We start from the raw sequence: 15,702 nt of genomic DNA, 5'->3' as shown, positions 1-15,702 counted from the left end.
AGCGTCAGCAGCTCGCTTCAACCCGTGCAAAGAAATGACATGTGCCGGGAACGCATCTCACCACGATGGATGACATGGGTTCCCGCCTTCCCCTTGGCGCGTACCGTCCCTCAGGGCGTGGCAGCCAGCGGTGCCATGTTCAGGTTGCGCCAGACCGGCATGCGCTGTTCGGCGATGGCTTCGGCCAGATAGCGCAGTTCGGCATCGATTTCATGCGGCGTTTCCAACGCCACGCCCGCCCGTTCGAGCTTGGCACCTTGGCGCTGCACAGCTTGCGCCATGGCTTGTACCCAGCTTTCCGGCTGTAGCACCGCATGCCCGGCCTGATCGTAAGCTACCCGCTGCAGCAGGCTGGATTTCACGCCATTGCCCAGCAATGGCGACGCCAGGGCCTGGAAATGATCGCACTCGCGGGAACGGGCTGCGATCACCCGGTTCAGGCGCGCTGCCGGAGCCTGATCGTTCCCGGCCGAGGACAGAAAGAATATCGCCGCTTGCCTGCCCGCCATCAATAAGCCAGCCATCGACGCGACCTCGCGCAAGCCATATCCCCGGCTGCGGATTTCCGGCAGAGCGGCCAGTTCGACCAGCGAATGCGGGCGCTCCAGTAGCGCCTCGATCATCGGATCGGCCAGGCGCGCATCGGCGTTGATCTTGCCGATCACCAGCGTCAGTTCCAGATTGATCCGTGAGCGAGGCAGGGTGAGCGCCACGCCGCAGCGCTCCAGCCAGGCGTCACGGCGAGCCGGACTCATCATGCGCGCGCCGCGGACGTAGATATCCTCGCGGAAAGAGCTGTTGCACAAATGGTCCCATGCCAGCTCACGCATGCCGCTGTTGGGCAGGCCGGCCAGCAGCTCGCGTTGTCCCTGTGTCAGATACAGCTGGGTGAAACTGTTCTCCAGCAGGGCCGAGCCGACATAATCCAGCTTGACCGCAGCCATCGCCTGGATCACATCGATGGAATACAGCGCATCCCATCCCTGGTTGAGATATTCGTGGGCGAGGTAGTCCACGTGTTTGCCGCCCAACATCTCCAGCCGCAGCCCTAGTCCGTCGCTGTCAGCGCGGGCGAATGCGGCGGCTTTCTGGTCACGCAGCGCCTCGACCAGTGCGCGCCCCTGTGCCACCTGGCGCTCGCAGGACAGCGTGCTGTCACGGCCGAATTCGCGCAGGAGACGCTGCAGGGAAAGCGCCGAGCTCCAGCCCGGCATGGCGTTGTAGTTGAGGTAGGCGATGCCGCCCGGCTTGAGGTAACGACGCAGGAATTCGGCGATGTAACTGCGGTTGGCTGCATCGACCCAACTGTAGACGCCGTACATGGTGACGAAATCGAACTGCGGCAGATCGATCTCGCCGCCTGCCATCTGCTCGAAACTGCATTCGATTACGGTCAGATTGTCCAGCGATGCGGCGTCGACCATCTCGCGTGCGGTCTGGACGTGGGTGGGCAGGAAGTCAACGGCATAGAAGTGCCCTTGCGGGTTGGCCGCTGCCAGCACCGCCGAGGTCAGGCCCTGGCCGCAACCCAGTTCCATATAGGTGAAGGGCCGGTCCAGCGGCACCGGTTCCACCCCGTGCACCACACAGCCAACACTCAAATGAACCGGGCTTTGCTCGGCGAAGAAACTGACCGGATAGTCGATGCCATGCACATAGCCATTGCTCCATTCCATTGCGTTTGCCTTTCTGTCGTAAGAAATGCGCCGCACCGTATCCCCGGGCAGGCGCTGCGCATGCGACACACTGCATGCCGTTGTACTGATCCGCTGGCTTATTTGCGGGGCATGCGACGAATGCGGTGCCAGGGGAAATGCTCATCCAACACGGGCTGTTGGAGCGTGTCCACAGGCAGGGCCGCAGCTGAGATGCTGTGGCCGCTTCCCGCATCGTCGCGTGAATGTGAATGGATCATCGTGGTCGTCATCCTGTCAGATCAAGCAGGTAAAGAAGGCGCAGCGCTGATCAGACAGCCGCCTGCGCCGCATCCTCGGCCTTCTTGATGAACTTGGTGAACACCGTCACATTGTCGACGTTTGTCACCGCAGCACTGATGGCCGATTCGACTTGCATGGAGCGCTCAGCTCCCTTGCGAACGCCATCACCGACACCAACCGAAGAAGTCGCATTACTGATCATCCATTTCTCCTTGATTTCTCCTGGCAGCAATCGCGCCTGGCGTGCACTACCTATTGCTGGTCGTTGACGTTCTTGGCCATCGCACTGAAGATCTTCAGCTTGGCCAGCGATGTAGCTTGCTGAGACACCCACAGCTGGAATTCCATGGCATTTTCCGAGCCAGCCCGGGCATTCTGCACCATGGGATCTTCACCACCCTGACGCAGGCTGGGATTGCCGTACGACTGGGACGAATTCATCATCTGGCTTTGATAAGTGCTCATCGGCGTATCCTTTCATGAGGACGTCATTTGAAAAAAGAATCGGCAGTGGCAGTGGCGGCACCGCTGCGGATACCGCCACTTGCCGGAAACTTTCCGGTCGTTACCGAGCTTAAATATTTTGAATGGCGTTATCCTCCCCTTTCTTCACGAATTTGGTATATGCGGTAACGGCATTGACAGCGGTTTCAGCTGCGCTTTCCATACTTTGATCCGCAATTGCATGTCCAGAACCTGCAAGAGAAGCACCACCTACAGCAGCCATAACAACCTCCATGAATGGTAAAAAAAAGTACCGCACTACCGAAACAGCAGAACGGTCATCGATGGGTGGGAAAGCCGACGCCGATAGTTCCGTCGGCGAGATCATTTTCTTTGTGCAGCGAGCTGGTGGATTGCCCGCCAGTCTCCCTGTATGGATTTTCCGGCGGTGCGGTTCCATTCATGGCAGGCGCTTGCGATCGAACGGCGAGGCGATGCGACGAAATGAAAGAGTCGCACGGAACCGTTGCGCCCCCAGAAACAACCTATCGGGGCAGTAATGATGTTCCCTTCAACTCTTACAAGGAAATAACATGAGCTTAAGTATCTCGTCTGGTGGCGTCAGCAGCATCCCGACCGGCGCCGAAATGGATTCGTTCTCGTCGACCCTGAAAAATGCATCATCCGGCGACCTGCTCAAGGCCCTGGGCAAAGATGGTATGGAGCCGTGGCAGAAGGATGCCATCCTAAAGGAACTGGAAAACCGAGCGCAGCAATCGCAGAAACCCGATTCCAACAGCGGTGCCAACAGCGCCGGCAACGGTGGCGGCAATGGCGGCGATGATGACGAGATCAAGAAGCTGCTCAAGAAACTGACTAAAGGCACCATCAGCCCTGGTGAAGAGCAGAAGCTGGCCGGTGCTCTGGGCGTGGATACCCAGACCCTGGATGCCGCCAAGGGCGGCGATGCTGGCGGTGGTGACGCCGGCGGCGGCGACATCAAGGGCGGCTGATCCTGTAGCAGGGTTGCGCGATGGCGTGCACGATCCAGCCATCGCAGCGCCTGTGCGCGTCTGTGCGGTACCTGCAGGCGGAGCAACAAAGCAGACGAGATCCCGGCATGCCGGGATCTCGTCGCTGCTTGCGTGTTGCATCATCAGCGAGCGCACGAATTACACGCGGCGCTATCCTGGCGCACTCAGATTTCCGTTCCGTCCTCGCCAAACAGGTAATGGTCGCGCCGCCAGCGCAGTGCCAGGCTTACCAGGAAATCAAACAATTCCAGGGTCGATTCCAGCGAGGCCGAACTCAGTGAAAAGCGGCAGATGAGGATGATGCTGTCTTTCTGCGCCTGATAGGTGAAGGCGGGGCAATTGGCGTTGAAGAGATACATGTTGGTCTCCAGCAGACGCAGCAATATTTTCTCGCGCTGAAACTGAGGCAGCGGGCCGAACTCGCAAGACAGCAGCATGCTGTCCGGCACGATCAGTCCACCGTGATAGAGATTCAATTCCACCCCCTTCACCTGCATAGTGGTGGCCTGGTGCATGGTTCCCTGTAGCGGCATTCCGAAATGTGCGCCCAGTTGTTCAATCAATTGTCGGTAACGGCTGATCGTCATTTTTGCTTGTTGTTGTCGGCCCGCGTATTGCGTCGGCCAGGCGGTGCCGCAGCGGGGAAAGCATCTGCAGCACCGCCGCTGGGAGCCGGCTCCACGACGTCCTTGTAACGTCCTGCTCCGGCCTGCCGTCTTACTTGATGTCTTCCGGTTTGGGGCTGCTGTCTTCCGTGCATCCCTCGATGAAGGTGCCGACGGGGTTCATGAGGGTATCCAGGGGATGCGTCAGTGCATGAAACAGACCGCCAATGAGCGACATGATGTACTCCTTTCCTTGAGGTGAAGTTGACTCGACATGAGTCGACATGAGTGGGCGCGCCACTGTGCCCGGTTCCCTCCCCGTCTCGTTCCCCACGCCTGCCCACGCCCCCTTGCCGGCCACCCGGTAGCGGCCGGATCGCCCGGCCATTCCCATTTTGTTGCCGCGATGGAACCAGCTCTTTTCGGGCCTCAACTCAATGACGCGGGTTCAATGAATTTCCCGTCATTCACCCCGGAAGCACCTTTGACGTGACATGCACACACCGCCCTCCCATTGGCGCGGACACGCCTCTGTTACACGGCAACTGCCTCCGGTTCATCACGCAATTTTGAGAATACACAGGCAAGAAAAAAATGGCATACATTCCTTCCACCAGCGGCGTCAAACGTGATTACGACGACTACGCCGACACCCCCTCCCAATCCCCCACCCGCGCAACGACGCCCACTGAAACCGGCGGCACCCCGCGCATCTCCGGTTCCGGCTCGCGTGCCTCCTCGCTGCGGGCAGTCTCAGATCCCGTGGTCGCCGAGATCCTGCAGAACATCACCGGCAAGGACGATGGCCTGGCGGCCAAGAACCTGTCGCTGCTGCAAAAGCGCCTGGGTTCCGGCTTCGTCAAGATGATGACCAGCCCCGGCGTGGCCGACCTGGTGCGCGACGTTAAGCTGGAACAGAACTTCGAGACCCAGCGCGGACAGGACGCCGCCCTGGCCAAGCATTTTGGCGACGCCTCGGCCGTGCCGCTGCCCGCCAACATCAAGCCGACCGAGTTCGTGGTGGCACCGCTGGACATCATGCCCTACAAGGTTGCCGACTCCGGCGAGTTCCGCGCCACCCTGCTGGAACTCAACGGCACCGGTTACGGCAACATCACCACCATGGAGCCCAACACTCTGGACACCGTGATGAGTTCGTTCGGCAACGTCAGCCACATCCTTGAGAAAGAACCGACGGCACTGTTCCTGGTCGCCTGTTCCGGACGTGAAGATCCGCCCGCGTTCGGGCAAAGCAAGAAGATCCACGAAAAGCTGATGATCGCCAATGCCATGCAAACCACCATCACGCAAGCGCAACAGGAGCAAGCCGAAAAGACCGGCCAGCCGGTCCTGGGCGTGCAGGTACTGGGCGTGGACAGCTTCGATGCCGACGCCCTGATCATGAAGGACGGCAAGCCGGTCATCGAGAACAGCAAGGCACTGGAAAAGCCGGGACGCGACAAGGATGGCGTGGAAAAGATGAAGAACATCCTCAACAGCCACAACTGGGACAAGCCCACCCAACCCACCGTGCTGGTCGGCTATACCGCGCAACTGGCCAAGGCCATCGAGATTCATGACGGCACGCCCTTCCTCAATGGCCGCAAGGTCAGCTTCATCGGCAACGACCGTCTGGTGCTGAACATCAATGCGCTCAATGAGGGCAGCGGCAAGAAACTCGATACCAGCAAGTTCACCTCCAACAACATCAGCTATGTGCCGGCCGCTTCCAAGGGTCACGCCTACGCCTTCACCAACCAGTTCAACAAGGCCGAGGGGGCGGCCTATCCGGGCTTCTCGCGCGAGATCGTCAATCGTCAGGCCTCCACCCTGGAAGATGTCGAGAAGGAAGTGCTGAGCATGCTGGCCGAGGGCAAGCGCGTCATCATCAAGCCCAGTGGCACCGGCCATGGCGACGGTATCCGCGCCTTCGACATTGCCGAGAAGGAGACCCCGGAACTGATCCGCCAGGAAATCAGGGAGTCCTACGAATCGGTCAAGGGCACCTATGGTGACCGTGGCGGCTTCCCGTACACCATCTCCGAGTACCTGACCGCCGACCGTGTGTCCAAGGAGGACTCGCCGCTGAAGTCGATGAAGTACGAATTCCGCGTGGCCGTGTATTCGGATTACTCCGACAAGGAAAAGGGCCCTCAGCTCAAGGCGGTGCCGGCGATCATCAAGATCGATGGCGGCTCCAAACTGCGCGAAGGTGAAAGCGGCGACTTCTCCAAGAGCTTCGCCAGCGTCTCGGCCCAGGTGCTGGCCACCGGCCTGCCCGCGTCCGAATTCATGAAGCCGCTGTGCAGTGAAGCCACGCTGGATCTGGTCGGTGTGAGCAAGGAAGAGATGACCGAGCTGTGCAAGTGGTCAACTCGCCTGGTGTCGCACATCCTGGCCAACGTCGACCAGAGCGACACCATCCTGGACAAGTAATTTCCGCAGAGTCAGAGCGCGTAATCCCGTGCGGCCCGGCGCCGCACGGGGCTTGCGCCCTGCTCCATCAATTCGACTCAGATATCATCATGGCCGCCATTTCACATCATTCGCCCGGCGACACCAGCCAGGCGGGTTCCTCAGAACAAGCCCCGGTCCAGGAACGTGTGCCCGCATTGCAAGCGCGCGTCGTTCCGTGGGGACCGGCCCTGCAACTGAACAACGACGACATCTATCCCATCCTCCAACAGAAGTGGAAGAGGCACCTCGATCTGGGTAGCAGTTTCCAGGAGGGGTCTTCCCCCAAGCGCCTGCGCACGGAGGATATCGACACGGCCCAGGTGCCGCTGCCGCCCTGCGTCAACTTCGTCCCGGTCGGGGTGGTCGGCGGCATGGGCCCGGAAGCGACGCTGGACCTCACCCAGAAGCTCTTCAAGACAGCCAAGGAGGTGGGCGCCCCGAAATCCGACCAGGATCACATGCAGGTCATCACGATGAACATCCCCAATCTGATCAAGGACCGCACTGCCTATCTCAACAGCTTCACGGGCGACCGCAACAACGCCGACGAATGGCGCGCCCATCTGCTCAAGAACGATCCCAACAATCCCTATCATGGCGCGCTCGTCGTGGCACAGGCCTGCGTGGCCGCCGGGGCGCATTTTCTGATCTTTCCCTGCAATACCTTCCACGCTTACCACGGCGTGCTGTCTGAAAAACTGAAGGTGCCGCTGCTGCATATCGCCGAAGCCACCATGTGGGCACTCAGGAAGCAGAATCTGGATCCGGACAAGTCAGTCGGTCTGCTGGCTACCAGCGGCACCATCGACAGCAAGCTCTACCAGACCACGGCGACGCGGATGGAGCAGTATGGCTGCCCCCGCATCAAGTGGGCGCTGCCCTCCCCAGCATCCCAGAGAGACAACGTGATGGCCGGCATTTACGAAGGCGTCAAGTTCGGCGACATGGAAAAGGGAACCAGACTGCTGGACAATGCGGTCCAGGAACTGGGCAAGGAGCACAAGCTCTCGGCCGTGGTGGAAGGATGTACCGAAATTCCCCTGGCATTGAAAGACAAAGATTACGGCGACATCAAACTGATCGACCCGACCCAGGCCCTGGCGGAGATGGCGGTGGAGTTTTCCCGCAACCTGGCGCGACTGGAAACGAAGTTTGCACGCTAGGCCGATAACGAAGAACAACGAGGTCATCCATGTCCAGACAGCACTATGAACAACTGATCCACCAGCTCTGCAACCTGTGCCAGATCAAGGGTGCGCAGGGTATTCTGGAAGGCGGACCGGTGGCGGTGAACGATGTCGTGTTCTCACTGGCCCACCACGAGCAGCTCAGCCCCGACACCCTGCTGGTCTATTGTGATTTCGGCGCGGTGGAAGCCGGACGCGAAGCCCAGGCCTATCGCGCGCTGCTGGAGACCAATCTGTTGATGTATGCCGGCAACGGTCCCATCTACACGCTCTCGCCGGCGACCGGTCGGGTCGTCTTTGCCAACCGTTACCGGCTCGGCGGCATGGATGCCGCCATGCTGCGTTCGATTCTGGCCCATCTGGCCGCCAAGGCCATGGACTGGCGCAAGGATCAGTTCCTCGACCCTCCGCCGGCCAGGCGGCATCACGGTCATGCCAGTAAGATCCCGCAGCTGTGGAGCAGACCCACGTCCACCGACGACGATGCCATCACGCATTGAAGCAGTGCGCGCCAGTGCTGCTGAACTGACGCGTCATCAATGATCTGCGCCTGACGATGCTGCCTGCCTTCCCGGCAGGCAGCATTTTTTCTGTGGTCTCGTTCAGGTCAGGCTGACGATGCCCACTTCCCCGACAATATCGATGCGGGTGCCATAGGCGGCAGACAAGCGTTGCAGACGTTGCAGGATGCGCTGGGCATCCTCGCCGTTGGCGATGCGCGGAATGCCGCGGTCGGCATCGCGTTCACCCTGCCAATGCATCTCGATGGGGTGCAGCACGATCTGCTGCAGTTGGCCACGACTGCCGTAGCGATTGACGGCCACGACGCTTTCATACCACACCTGTTCCTTGAACACGCCATGCACCCGCCGGTGTTCCATGAACTCGGCCTCGGTCATGGACATCGGTTCTACCTTGTCCTTCTCGTGTTCATCGCGGGTGATGGGCTGCTGCTGGTTCTCCATGAAGAAGAAATTGCCCAGCGAGTAGTAGATCGGCTTGCCCTTGTAGATTTCGATTCCGCGCAACTGGTGAGGGCCGTGGCCGATGAAGGCATCGGCCCCATTGTCGATGGCATGGCGGGCCAGCAGCGGCATGAAGTCCGGCGGTGTCTCGCAGAAATTGCCCGGTTCATGCGTGTGCATGGAGGCGATGGCAAAATCGGCACTCTGCTTGCCCTGGCGCAGGTGATGGATGATTTCCTTGCGGTCACGCTCGTCCATGGTGAAGGTGAAATCAACGCCCTCCCCGACCTCTTCACTGGCGCGGTACTTGATATCGAACAGGGTCACCGTGCCATTGCGGGCATCGGCAGCCAGAACCGACTTGCGCATCATGCCCTTGGGCAGCGCATCGCGGATGGCCGCCAGCATCGCCAGTCGCTGCGGGGAAACCAGTACATGGCGCGTGGTGCGCAAGGCATTGAGGCCGGGGCGCCCCGGAATCTGGCCGAGCGGGTCGATGGCCCGGGCATTGGCCTCAAAGCGCGAAGCCAGCGCCACCATGGCCACGCGTGCCGCCGGGATGCACAAGTAGCGCGCCGCGCGGGCCTGCGCCAGAGTCTCGCCGGTTCCGGCGTGAACCATGCCGGCCTTGTCGAACAACGCATCGGTATAACGCATGCCCTCCACGCCCCAGTCGGTAGTGTGGTTGTTGGCGCGGCTCATGAGATTGAAGCCCATGTCCTTGATATCCTGCGCCACGGCAGGCGTACTGATGAGCCAGGAGCCACCGGCCAGCGCCGACGGGTAACCGCCGAAGCGCTGCAGATCGATGGCGGTTCCCTCGAAATTGCCGAAGGTGACATCCCCGCTCTTGAGCAAGTCGATCAGGTCCGGGCTCTTGCGCTGCAGCCGTGGAAAGATGGCGTCGGTCAGGATCAGGTCGCCTACGGCCACCAGAGTGAAACCCTCGGGCAGGTTGGCATCCATCCACGAAGGGTCCAGTTTTCCTTCTTCGTGGTGGACATCTTGCTTGTCGTTCATGGCTGCTCTTTCATTACGTTAAGCGGGTCGGGACGCGGATCAGCGGTCGTTGCCGATACCATCCCAGCAGGCCCGCGCCAGGCGGCCCAGGGTATTGAAGGCCGACACGTAGCCGGGCATGCCGTCAGGCATTTCCCAGGGCACCTGGTCGGTGTAACCGGTCAGGATGAACAGGGGCTGTTCGTTGCGGAACACGATGCCGCCATCCATGCGACCCCGCTTGCCGGTGCCGCCCTTGTGGGCGACCTTGGTATCGGAGGGCAGCAGCGATGCCATTTTGGTCCGCAACTTCTGCCAGCTCAAGACCTCGATGGCAAAGGCGCATTGTTGCGGCGTGCAACCCAGGCGCTGTGCGGCTTCATGATCGGAACAGCCCTTGAGGATCAGGTCATACAGCAGTCCCTGATCGCAGGCGCTGATGGTGGTCACTTCGTCGAGCTTGTGATCGGCCGGCATATCCGGACGCGGCACCGAATTGCGATGGACCGTATTGCGCATGCCGATGCCGTGACAGAACTGATTGATCTCTTCCAGGCTGATACGCTCCATCACCATGGCCGTACAAACGTTGTCGCTGACGATGATCATCTGGACCAGGGCGTCGCGCAGGCTGATGGTAAAGCCCGGCGTAAGGTACTTGAAGGTTCCAGACATCACGCCCTGACGCAGCCTCTCCTCGTACACGATGGGCGCATTGAGGTCCAGCCGGCCCTGGTTGACGGCACGCAGCACGGCCATCAGGATCGAGGTCTTGCGGGTGCTTCCCGACGGAAAGGCGACATTTCCGTCGCGATCGGCCTCCTGGCCGGTGATCAGGTTCTTGACATACCAGGCGGTCACATAGGGCTGCTCATCGCAGATGGCGTTCAGGCGCGCTACCAGGTCTTGCATCTTGATTTCCTTTTCGACGATTTCCGATTCTGTGCTAAGTGAGGAGGTGACGCAGTAGCCTCACGGTGCGGGCGTCACCGGAGGACTCTGGTGCATATCCTGGCGCAGGTGCTCGGCCAGCGAGCCCAGGAAGCTGCTCAGATCATGCTGCAGGCGGTCGAATCCCTCATGTTTCTCGCAGCGTTTCTCGTTCATGTAGACGCTGCGCTTGATTTCGATCTGGATGCTATGTCGGCGCATCGTCGGAACACCATAATGCTGGACGATATAGCCGCCCTGATACGGCGTATTGATCCTGACGCGATAGCCGCGTCGGTCAAACTCGCCGGCGATCCACTCGGTGAGCGCGCTGCTGGCCGAGTTGCCCTTGCGGTCGCTGACCACGATGTCGGGGCGATCCGCGCCATTGTCCACGTTCATGGCATTGCCCACCGACTTCATCGAATGGCAGTTGATATGCCAGACGCGGCCGAAACGCTGGAACGCTTCATCGAGCAAGTCCTTCAGAACGGCATGGTAGGGATGATAGTAATGACGCAGGCGATGTTCGACCTCCTCGATGCTCAGCTTGTCCTGATACATCGGAATGCCCGGCAAGGCGTGACGCCGGATCAGGCCCATGCCGCGGCCGCATGCCGCTGAGGGTGTGAGCGCATGGGGCCAGGGCTGTGCCAGCATCTCCTGGTCGATATCATCGGGCGCGCGATTGGGATCGATGTAGGCGCGCGAAAATCGCGCCGACAGCAAGGCCGCTCCGACCGCCGGCGCGCCCGCCCACAATTCGTCGACGTACGCATCCCAGGTGGTCTGCAAGACCTCGGCAGGTGCCACGATGCCGCTGTTGAAGGGATACATCGTGCCACTGTGGGGCGAATCGACCACCAGCGGCAGCTGGGTCTCGCTCACGCCCGGGCGCAGTAATGCATACACTTGATTGACTGACTTGATCATTGCTTTTTCCGTTGGATACTGCGACGCCATCAGGCGTCATTGAGATGGCATGCAGACCAGTGGCCATCGCCGATGCTGCGCAGCATCGGCCGTTCCTCGCTGCAGCGGCGCATGGCGCGCGGACAGCGAGGGTGAAAGGTACAGCCGGTGGGTGGGTTGAGCGGACTGGGCAGCTCGCCCTGGATCGGCCGATGTTGCACCACCTTGGCATCGAGCCTGGGCGCATCGGCCATCAGCGCCTGGGTATAAGGGTGGTTGGGCCGGGCGAACACCGACCGCTTGTCGGCGATCTCCACGATGCGGCCCAGATACATGATCGCCACCCGATCCGCGATGTATTCGACCACCGCCAGGTTATGGCTGATGAACAGATAGGTGAGTTGCTTGGTCTCGCGTAATTCCATGAACAGGTTGAGAATCTGCGCCTGCACCGACACGTCCAGCGCCGAGACGGCCTCGTCGCAGACGATGAACTTCGGGTCCAGTGCCAGCGCGCGCGCAATCGCAATGCGCTGTCGCTGCCCGCCGGAGAACTGGTGCGGATAACGACCGGCATAGGATGGGTCAAGACCGACCTGCTTGAGCAGATCGCCGACGAAGGCAGAGGCATCCTTGCGTTGCACCAGTCCGTGATACAAGGCCGCTTCGCTGATGACCTGATCCACGCGCTGACGCGGATTGAGCGAGGCATACGGGTTCTGGAATACCATCTGAATGTTCAGGTGTGTCTGCAGGCTCGGCTTGGTCATATCCTCGCCTTCGAAGGCGAGACTGCCGCTGGTGGCCGGCAGCAGACCGGCAATCATCCTGCCCACGGTGGATTTGCCGCAGCCCGATTCACCGACCAGCCCCAGGACTTCACCGCGTTCTATACACAGCGAGACTTCATTGACCGCGTATACCCGCTGTGCCGGCGGCTTGGCCAGCCCCAGCTTGCCCAGTGCACGTGTGAGCCCGCTGCTCTTGAGGCTGAAGCTCTTGCTCAATTCGTTGGTCGTCAGCATTGTTGTCATCCTCATGCACTCAATGGGTAAAAGCAGCGATGTTCCCGGCCGCCCGCAGCCACGACCGGCGGAATGGTCTGGCAAGCCGGCGCTGCACGACTGCAGCGTGGCGCGAAGGAACATCCGGGCGGCAGTCGCAGCAGGGGCGGCGTGGCACCGGGAATGGAGTAAAGGCGCTTGCCTTGATGCTCGGCCTGCGGCAGCGAGTCGATCAGGCCTTGCGTGTAGGGATGCAGCGGCTGCCGGATGACCTGCTGTACCGGCCCGCGCTCGATGATGCGGCCGGCATACATGACGCACAGATCATCGGCCAGATCCTTGACCACGCTGATGTCGTGGGTGATCCAGATCAGGGCGGTTCCGCTTTCGCGCGCCAGCTGTTTCATCTCGTACAGGATCTGGGCCTGGATCGTCACATCCAGGGCTGTGGTCGGCTCATCGGCGATGATCAGATCCGGATGATTGATGATGGCATTGGCGATGGCAACGCGTTGACGCATGCCCCCGGACATCTCGTGCGGGTACACCCGCATGCGCTCCTCCGGGGCCGGGATGCCGACCCGCTTCAAGGCATCGCAGACGCGCGCATCGATCTCCTTGCGCGATACCTTGCGATGGATGGCAATGGTCTCGCCCAGTTGCGCGCCAATGCGCATGACCGGGTTCAGAGACATCATCGGATCCTGAAACACCATCGCGATGCGATCCCCGCGCAACTGGCTCCAGCGCTTGGGGCTGGCTTGCCGCAGGTTCTCGCCGTTGAAGATGATCTCGCCGCCCGTGACACGGCCCGGCGCGTCAATCAGGTTCATCAATGAAAAAGCCGTGACGGACTTGCCTGATCCCGATTCGCCGACGATGCCCAATACCTTGCCTTTTTCCAGCGCGAACGAGACATCGTCCAGCGCCTTGGCCACACCCGCTTCCGTATGAAATTGGGTGACCAGATTCCTGACTTCCAGCAGTGCCATCTTCGCTCCTTATGCATCCAGCTTGGGGTTGAGGACCACGCGCAGCTGGTCGCCCACCAGACTTACCGCCATGACTAGCAGGACCAGCGCCACACCGGGAAAGACGCTGATCCAGTATTGGTTCGACAGCATGTAGTCGAAACCGTTGGAAATCAAAAGGCCCAGGGAAGGCTTGGTCTGCGGCAGGCCGATGCCCAGAAAACTCATGGTCGCCTCCAGCGTGATGGCATTGGCCATCTGATTGGTAGTGGTGACGATCAGAGGTGCCACGCAGTTGGGCAACACGTGGCGGAACATGATGCGGCGCGCCGGCAAGCCTTGGCCCAAGGCCGCCTCGATGTAATCCTTGCCGCGTTCGACCAGGGCCGCGCCGCGCACATTGCGGGCAAAAATGGCCCACTGCACCAGCACCAGCGCCATCAGCGTCTTGTCCACCCCCTGCCCCAGCACGGCCAGCAGCACCAAGGCCACCAGGATCGTCGGCACGCTTAGTTGCACATCGACGACGCGCATGAGCAAGGCATCCACCTTGCCGCCAAAGTAGGCCGACACCAGGCCCAGGCTGGTGCCCAGCACCAGTGCCACCAGCGCGCTGGCCACGCCGATGCCCAGACTGATGCGCAAGCCATAGAGGATGGCACTAAGCATGTCGCGGCCAGCGCCATCGGTGCCCAGTACGTAGTGCATGCTCTGGTCGGTACTGAGCGTACCGGGACTGCGTTCGGCTTCTAGGATGGAGACCTTGGACAGATCATAGGGATCCTGTGGGGCAATCAGGGGTGCGGCTACCGCCGCGACGATCAGGATGGCCAGCAGCAGTGACGCCGCCGTGCCGACGCGGCTCTTGAAGAAGCGTCTGGCCAGAACGCGCCAGGGAGACTCCGAGGCAGCGGTTTCGGTGGACGGCCTGGCGATGCCTGCTCCGGAATGAGCCTCCGATGCCAGTGCGCCTGTCTCGATATCATTCATCATCATTATGTTTGCCTCTTCAAGCCGACTTGGTCCGCAGACGCGGGTCCAGAATCAGATACAACACGTCAACCACGAAATTGATCACCACATAAAGCAGCAAGACCACCATCAGATAGGCGACCACCACCGGCCGGTCCAGCTGCAGTACCGAATCGATGATGAGCTTGCCCATGCCGGGCCAGGCAAAAATGGTTTCGGTGATCAGGGAAAAGGCGATCAGGTGACCGAACTCGATGCCCATGACGGTCACGATGGGAATCATGACGTTGGGCGCGATATGCCGCATCATCAGGCGTACCGCCCCTACCCCCTTGGCACGCGCAAACTTGACATATTCCTGTACCGCCACCTCGCGCGTGCCGGCCTCGGTCATGCGCATCACCAGGGCGATGTTGTGCAGGGCCAGCGTACTGGCCGGCAGGATGATGTATTGCAGCCCTTCCCAGCTAAGGAAACTCACCTGCACTCCCAGCAAGGAAGTGGTCGGACCGCGGCCGCCGGAAGGCAACCATCCCAGATTGACCGAAAATACCAGGATCAGCAGCAGGCCCAGCCAGAACACCGGCACCGTCACACCCAGCACCGAAAATCCCATGGCAAGCTTGTGCACGCGACTACCGGGACGCAAACCGGACCACATCCCCAGCGGAATGCCGATCAACGCCGACAGCAGCAAGGCCGCCACAGCCAGTTCGAAGGTGGCCGGCATGCGTTCGAAGATCAGGCCGATGGCCGGCTGATTGAAGACGAAGGAATTGCCCAGATCCCCATGTAAGGCATTGGTCACGAAGCGCAGGTATTGCTGGTACATCGGCAGATCCAGCCCCAGCGCATGCGAGGCGCGCTGTATTTCTTCCAGTGGTGCATCCGGTGCGACCAGCAGATGAATGGGGTTGCCCACCAGATTGATCCCGACGAAAGCCAGAATCGACATCACAAAGATCACCAGCACGCTTTGCTGCGCGCGCCTCAACAACATCTCAAACATCGTTCCGCTCCCATGTCGAATTCACGCCGGACTCCTGCTCGCGATCAGGAGGCTGTCCCGGCAGCCCCTCGCAGCTCATGATACGCCGTATCAATGAGCGATACTATATATTATCAAGCGATACCGTGTCAAACAAAGATCACCATCCGAAACATCTTTTCATGCCCTGCGATTCCAGGCGGAAACCCAGTTCCAGAGCGGGATTTCAGCAATCATCGCAGATCGTCTTCGGGCGCGGAGCCGTGGAGAAACCGTGGTTCAGCAAAAGAAAAAAAG

17 protein-coding genes are annotated in these 15,702 nt (G+C 60.5%); 4 read left to right on the top strand and 13 right to left on the bottom strand.

Translation table 11 applies throughout. The features are described from left to right. Nucleotides 1-110: 110 nt before the first annotated feature. From J2X56_RS02610 to J2X56_RS02595, 4 genes are all read right to left on the bottom strand, one after another. Nucleotides 111-1,676, bottom strand: coding sequence for a class I SAM-dependent methyltransferase (locus J2X56_RS02610; RefSeq protein ID WP_310158049.1), 1,566 nt, complete (start codon nt 1,674-1,676; stop codon nt 111-113). A 289-nt stretch (nt 1,677-1,965) separates the two neighbouring features. Continuing rightward, the gene (locus J2X56_RS02605) at nt 1,966-2,139 is read right to left on the bottom strand and encodes a hypothetical protein (protein WP_209568931.1); all 174 of its coding nucleotides are present in this window, start codon (nt 2,137-2,139) and stop codon (nt 1,966-1,968) included. A gap of 50 nt (nt 2,140-2,189) precedes the next feature. Then, nucleotides 2,190-2,402, bottom strand: a complete 213-nt coding sequence (locus J2X56_RS02600) for a hypothetical protein (protein ID WP_209568933.1) — start codon at nt 2,400-2,402, stop codon at nt 2,190-2,192. A gap of 109 nt (nt 2,403-2,511) precedes the next feature. Beyond that, nucleotides 2,512-2,664, bottom strand: a complete 153-nt coding sequence (locus J2X56_RS02595) for a hypothetical protein (protein WP_209569200.1) — start codon at nt 2,662-2,664, stop codon at nt 2,512-2,514. Nucleotides 2,665-2,974: 310 nt separating this feature from the next. Between J2X56_RS02595 and J2X56_RS02590 the strand changes: the two genes are divergently transcribed. Beyond that, nucleotides 2,975-3,394 carry a hypothetical protein gene (locus J2X56_RS02590; RefSeq protein WP_245201948.1) on the top strand — a complete coding sequence of 140 codons (420 nt, stop codon included), beginning with the start codon at nt 2,975-2,977 and terminating at the stop codon, nt 3,392-3,394. 185 nt (nt 3,395-3,579) lie between these two features. On the opposite strand, the gene J2X56_RS02585 is transcribed toward J2X56_RS02590, so the two are convergent. Both J2X56_RS02585 and J2X56_RS02580 read right to left on the bottom strand, forming a co-directional pair. Further along, on the bottom strand, nt 3,580-4,002 hold the full coding sequence (locus J2X56_RS02585) for a CesT family type III secretion system chaperone (protein ID WP_209568935.1): 423 nt from the start codon (nt 4,000-4,002) through the stop codon (nt 3,580-3,582). Between the two features lie 130 nt (nt 4,003-4,132). Further along, the gene (locus J2X56_RS02580) at nt 4,133-4,258 is read right to left on the bottom strand and encodes a hypothetical protein (protein ID WP_259435101.1); all 126 of its coding nucleotides are present in this window, start codon (nt 4,256-4,258) and stop codon (nt 4,133-4,135) included. A 356-nt stretch (nt 4,259-4,614) separates the two neighbouring features. Between J2X56_RS02580 and J2X56_RS02575 the strand changes: the two genes are divergently transcribed. The 3 genes from J2X56_RS02575 (at nt 4,615) to J2X56_RS02565 (ending at nt 8,164) form a co-directional block, all read left to right on the top strand. Then, on the top strand, nt 4,615-6,456 hold the full coding sequence (locus J2X56_RS02575; protein WP_209568937.1) for a hypothetical protein: 1,842 nt from the start codon (nt 4,615-4,617) through the stop codon (nt 6,454-6,456). 89 nt (nt 6,457-6,545) lie between these two features. After that, the gene (locus J2X56_RS02570; protein WP_310158042.1) at nt 6,546-7,640 is read left to right on the top strand and encodes an amino acid racemase; all 1,095 of its coding nucleotides are present in this window, start codon (nt 6,546-6,548) and stop codon (nt 7,638-7,640) included. A gap of 29 nt (nt 7,641-7,669) precedes the next feature. Continuing rightward, entirely contained in the window at nt 7,670-8,164 is a 495-nt protein-coding gene (locus J2X56_RS02565; RefSeq protein WP_209568939.1) for a CesT family type III secretion system chaperone, read from the top strand. A gap of 102 nt (nt 8,165-8,266) precedes the next feature. On the opposite strand, the gene J2X56_RS02560 is transcribed toward J2X56_RS02565, so the two are convergent. The 7 genes from J2X56_RS02560 to J2X56_RS02530 are packed head-to-tail and all read right to left on the bottom strand — an operon-like array spanning nt 8,267 to nt 15,426. Then, complete coding sequence (locus J2X56_RS02560) at nt 8,267-9,649, bottom strand: CapA family protein (RefSeq protein WP_310158040.1); 1,383 nt, start codon at nt 9,647-9,649, stop codon at nt 8,267-8,269. A gap of 39 nt (nt 9,650-9,688) precedes the next feature. Next, the gene (locus J2X56_RS02555; protein ID WP_209568942.1) at nt 9,689-10,540 is read right to left on the bottom strand and encodes a serine hydrolase; all 852 of its coding nucleotides are present in this window, start codon (nt 10,538-10,540) and stop codon (nt 9,689-9,691) included. Between the two features lie 60 nt (nt 10,541-10,600). Next, nucleotides 10,601-11,491 carry an N-formylglutamate amidohydrolase gene (locus J2X56_RS02550; protein WP_310158035.1) on the bottom strand — a complete coding sequence of 297 codons (891 nt, stop codon included), beginning with the start codon at nt 11,489-11,491 and terminating at the stop codon, nt 10,601-10,603. A gap of 29 nt (nt 11,492-11,520) precedes the next feature. Beyond that, nucleotides 11,521-12,504, bottom strand: coding sequence for an ABC transporter ATP-binding protein (locus J2X56_RS02545; RefSeq protein WP_209568947.1), 984 nt, complete (start codon nt 12,502-12,504; stop codon nt 11,521-11,523). A gap of 2 nt (nt 12,505-12,506) precedes the next feature. After that, nucleotides 12,507-13,466, bottom strand: coding sequence for an ABC transporter ATP-binding protein (locus J2X56_RS02540; RefSeq protein WP_310158031.1), 960 nt, complete (start codon nt 13,464-13,466; stop codon nt 12,507-12,509). Nucleotides 13,467-13,475: 9 nt separating this feature from the next. Then, the gene (locus J2X56_RS02535; RefSeq protein ID WP_204725514.1) at nt 13,476-14,441 is read right to left on the bottom strand and encodes an ABC transporter permease; all 966 of its coding nucleotides are present in this window, start codon (nt 14,439-14,441) and stop codon (nt 13,476-13,478) included. Between the two features lie 13 nt (nt 14,442-14,454). Continuing rightward, nucleotides 14,455-15,426, bottom strand: coding sequence for an ABC transporter permease (locus J2X56_RS02530; RefSeq protein ID WP_310158025.1), 972 nt, complete (start codon nt 15,424-15,426; stop codon nt 14,455-14,457). Nucleotides 15,427-15,702 lie beyond the last annotated feature (276 nt).

The organism is Herbaspirillum sp. 1173, from assembly GCF_031455335.1.
Lineage (GTDB): Bacteria > Pseudomonadota > Gammaproteobacteria > Burkholderiales > Burkholderiaceae_D > Herbaspirillum > Herbaspirillum huttiense.
The sequence above is the reverse complement of the archived record's forward strand: the minus strand, read 5'-3'. Positions and strand labels throughout refer to the sequence as shown.

Excerpts from the sequence above, each read along its gene's own strand:
- J2X56_RS02560 (WP_310158040.1), bottom strand. The coding sequence starts at position 9,649 with ATGAACGACAAGCAAGATGTCCACCACGAAGAAGGAAAACTGGACCCT.
- J2X56_RS02535 (WP_204725514.1), bottom strand. The coding sequence starts at position 14,441 with ATGATGATGAATGATATCGAGACAGGCGCACTGGCATCGGAGGCTCAT.
- J2X56_RS02575 (WP_209568937.1), top strand. The coding sequence starts at position 4,615 with ATGGCATACATTCCTTCCACCAGCGGCGTCAAACGTGATTACGACGAC.
- J2X56_RS02565 (WP_209568939.1), top strand. The coding sequence starts at position 7,670 with ATGTCCAGACAGCACTATGAACAACTGATCCACCAGCTCTGCAACCTG.
- J2X56_RS02580 (WP_259435101.1), bottom strand. The coding sequence starts at position 4,258 with ATGTCGCTCATTGGCGGTCTGTTTCATGCACTGACGCATCCCCTGGAT.
- J2X56_RS02610 (WP_310158049.1), bottom strand. The coding sequence starts at position 1,676 with ATGGAATGGAGCAATGGCTATGTGCATGGCATCGACTATCCGGTCAGT.
- J2X56_RS02595 (WP_209569200.1), bottom strand. The coding sequence starts at position 2,664 with ATGGCTGCTGTAGGTGGTGCTTCTCTTGCAGGTTCTGGACATGCAATT.
- J2X56_RS02555 (WP_209568942.1), bottom strand. The coding sequence starts at position 10,540 with ATGCAAGACCTGGTAGCGCGCCTGAACGCCATCTGCGATGAGCAGCCC.
- J2X56_RS02550 (WP_310158035.1), bottom strand. The coding sequence starts at position 11,491 with ATGATCAAGTCAGTCAATCAAGTGTATGCATTACTGCGCCCGGGCGTG.
- J2X56_RS02540 (WP_310158031.1), bottom strand. The coding sequence starts at position 13,466 with ATGGCACTGCTGGAAGTCAGGAATCTGGTCACCCAATTTCATACGGAA.
- J2X56_RS02585 (WP_209568935.1), bottom strand. The coding sequence starts at position 4,002 with ATGACGATCAGCCGTTACCGACAATTGATTGAACAACTGGGCGCACAT.
- J2X56_RS02545 (WP_209568947.1), bottom strand. The coding sequence starts at position 12,504 with ATGACAACAATGCTGACGACCAACGAATTGAGCAAGAGCTTCAGCCTC.
- J2X56_RS02600 (WP_209568933.1), bottom strand. The coding sequence starts at position 2,402 with ATGAGCACTTATCAAAGCCAGATGATGAATTCGTCCCAGTCGTACGGC.
- J2X56_RS02590 (WP_245201948.1), top strand. The coding sequence starts at position 2,975 with ATGAGCTTAAGTATCTCGTCTGGTGGCGTCAGCAGCATCCCGACCGGC.
- J2X56_RS02570 (WP_310158042.1), top strand. The coding sequence starts at position 6,546 with ATGGCCGCCATTTCACATCATTCGCCCGGCGACACCAGCCAGGCGGGT.
- J2X56_RS02605 (WP_209568931.1), bottom strand. The coding sequence starts at position 2,139 with ATGATCAGTAATGCGACTTCTTCGGTTGGTGTCGGTGATGGCGTTCGC.
- J2X56_RS02530 (WP_310158025.1), bottom strand. The coding sequence starts at position 15,426 with ATGTTTGAGATGTTGTTGAGGCGCGCGCAGCAAAGCGTGCTGGTGATC.